The organism is Leifsonia sp. KNZ12-8B (assembly GCF_056755495.1).
Map to the genome: position 1 here is coordinate 1 of NZ_JBPGXM010000234.1, position 2,036 is coordinate 2,036.

At 72.9% G+C, this 2,036-nt stretch carries 3 protein-coding genes; 1 reads left to right on the forward strand and 2 read right to left on the reverse strand.

The window, feature by feature from the left end; all coding sequences use genetic code 11:
* Both ACR9ZG_RS18720 and ACR9ZG_RS18725 read right to left on the reverse strand, forming a co-directional pair.
* A partial coding sequence (locus ACR9ZG_RS18720; protein WP_481286351.1) for a hypothetical protein occupies positions 1 to 213 on the reverse strand: 213 nt, incomplete at its 3' end.
* The gene (locus ACR9ZG_RS18725) at positions 210 to 1,085 is read right to left on the reverse strand and encodes an SMP-30/gluconolactonase/LRE family protein (protein WP_481286352.1); all 876 of its coding nucleotides are present in this window, start codon (positions 1,083 to 1,085) and stop codon (positions 210 to 212) included. The genes ACR9ZG_RS18720 and ACR9ZG_RS18725, both read right to left, overlap by 4 nt.
* A gap of 142 nt (positions 1,086 to 1,227) precedes the next feature.
* On the opposite strand from ACR9ZG_RS18725, the gene ACR9ZG_RS18730 reads away from it, so the two are divergent.
* Positions 1,228 to 2,001: an SDR family NAD(P)-dependent oxidoreductase gene (locus ACR9ZG_RS18730; RefSeq protein WP_481286353.1), complete on the forward strand. Its 774-nt coding sequence runs from the start codon at positions 1,228 to 1,230 to the stop codon at positions 1,999 to 2,001.
* Positions 2,002 to 2,036: the final 35 nt, after the last annotated feature.

A 2,036-nucleotide genomic window follows, 5' to 3' on the forward strand; every position in this document is an offset into this window, starting at 1 on the left:
GGCGGGGTCGAGTGGGGAGGTGGGCCGATCGCCCGCCGGATCGTCCCGCAGCCACGGCGCGCGGGCGAAGGGCCGCACCTCGCGTCCGGCGACCTCGAAGACCGCGTCGGTCAGCATGGCGGCGATGGGAGAGAAGGAGGCGCGGCCGTGCGACCAGCGCAGTCCCGTCCTGGCGACCGGACGAGTGGAGTAAGCCTTCGTCGCCGCGCTCATGCCGCCCCCTGCGCGGGGTCGCGGAACACCGCGTCGGGGACCGGCGGCTGCGGCAGGCCGGCGACTCCTGGCCGGGCGGTGTAGAGCACGCCCGCGCCGGGTCCGGAGTCGTCCTCGCTCGCCGTCGTGATGAACACGTCGCCGAGGTCGGCGCCCCCGAAGCGGACCGCGGTGACGAGCGGGGTCGGCACGTCCAGCCGGACGCTGAGGTCGCCGTCGGCGCTCCACCGCGTGACGCAACCGCCACCCCAGTGGGCGACCCAGACCCCGCCCTCGGCGTCGACGGTCAGGCCGTCGGGGAGCTCGCCCTCGGGCAGCCGGGCGAACGGGCGCCGGTCGTGCAGCACGCCGTCCGCGTCGAGGTCGTACGCGTAGACGGTCCCCGCTGCCGTGTCGCTGGCGTAGAGCACGGCGCCGTCGACGCTGAAGGCTGGCCCGTTGCACACGGCGAAGCCGGCGTCGGCGGGCTCGAACCGCCTCCCGTCGGCACTGCGGAAGAGGATGCCGCGCGGGTCGGATTCCTCGCGGTGCGACGTGCCGAACCACAGCCGGCCGGTCGGGTCGACCGCGCCGTCGTTCGGGATCAGCTCCGGACGGCCCGCTATGGGGGCGTAGCGGGGGGGGGGGCCGCGGGCGGCGTGCGTCAGCGGGGCGTGGCCGCTCGCGCGCATGAGAAGGGCCTCGCCGCGCTCGCCGAGCAGGAGCGCGCCTGGCGCGTCCTGCCGGTCCAGGGCGATCCGCAGGTGGCCGTCGCGCTCGCTCCAGCGGTGGAGGGCGGGCCGGTGCAGATCGAGCCAGTAGAGCGCCTGCTCCTCGGCCGACCACGCAGGGGACTCGCCGAGCCTGGCCTGCGCGGGCGTCACCGATCGCACTGCAACTCCTTCGTCGTCAAAAAATACTATCTATATGCTACCTCATCGCTGCCGGATCGCGAGAGTCGCCTGTGATTCAATGTCTATGGCGAGGCGTTCGTTGAGCGCTCATTCCGCAAAAATACGATGAATGGAGGCGCTGATGCCACCACGGCACACCGCTCCGACTCCACGCAGCGCCCTGGTCACCGGCGCCGGCAGCGGCATCGGCGCAGCCATCGCGGCCGAACTGGCGGCCGCCGGAGACCGTGTCGTCGTCGTCGATCGCGACGCCGCGGCGGGCGAGCGGGTCGCCGCACGGCTCGGCTCACCCGCCGAGGCCGTCGCCGCCGACATCACGGTCGCCGCCGACCTCGACCGCGCCATCGCCGCGCTCGGCGACGCGGGACTCGACGTGCTGGTCAATTGCGCCGGCGTCTCCGACACCACGCCGACCGCCGAGCTGAGCATCGAGACCGTGCGCCGGGTGCTCGACATCAATCTGACCGGAGCCATCGATCTGACGCTGCGCTGCCTCCCGCTGCTCCGGGCCTCCGGCCGCGGACGGGTCGTCAACATCGCGTCGATCCAGGGGATGACGCCGGCGGCCGACACGCTCGCCTACGCGACCTCGAAGGGAGGCATGATCGCGTTCACGAAGGCGCTCGCCGTCGACCTCGCCGCCGACGGGGTGCTCGTCAACGCGGTCGCGCCGGGCTTCGTCGACACTCCGATGTCGCTGCTGCCGGGGGGCGCCACCGAGTTCGAGACCGAATGGTTCCGCAGCATCTACGTGGAGCACGGGCGGCTGCCGCTGCGCCGCCCCGCGGAGCCCGACGAGATCGCGCGCGCGGTCGCCTTCCTGGCGTCGGACGCGAACACCTACATCACCGGCCAGGTGCTGACCGCCGACGGCGGCCTCACGGCCACCTTCTGAAGCGCTGTCTCTTATACACATCTGACGCTGCCGAC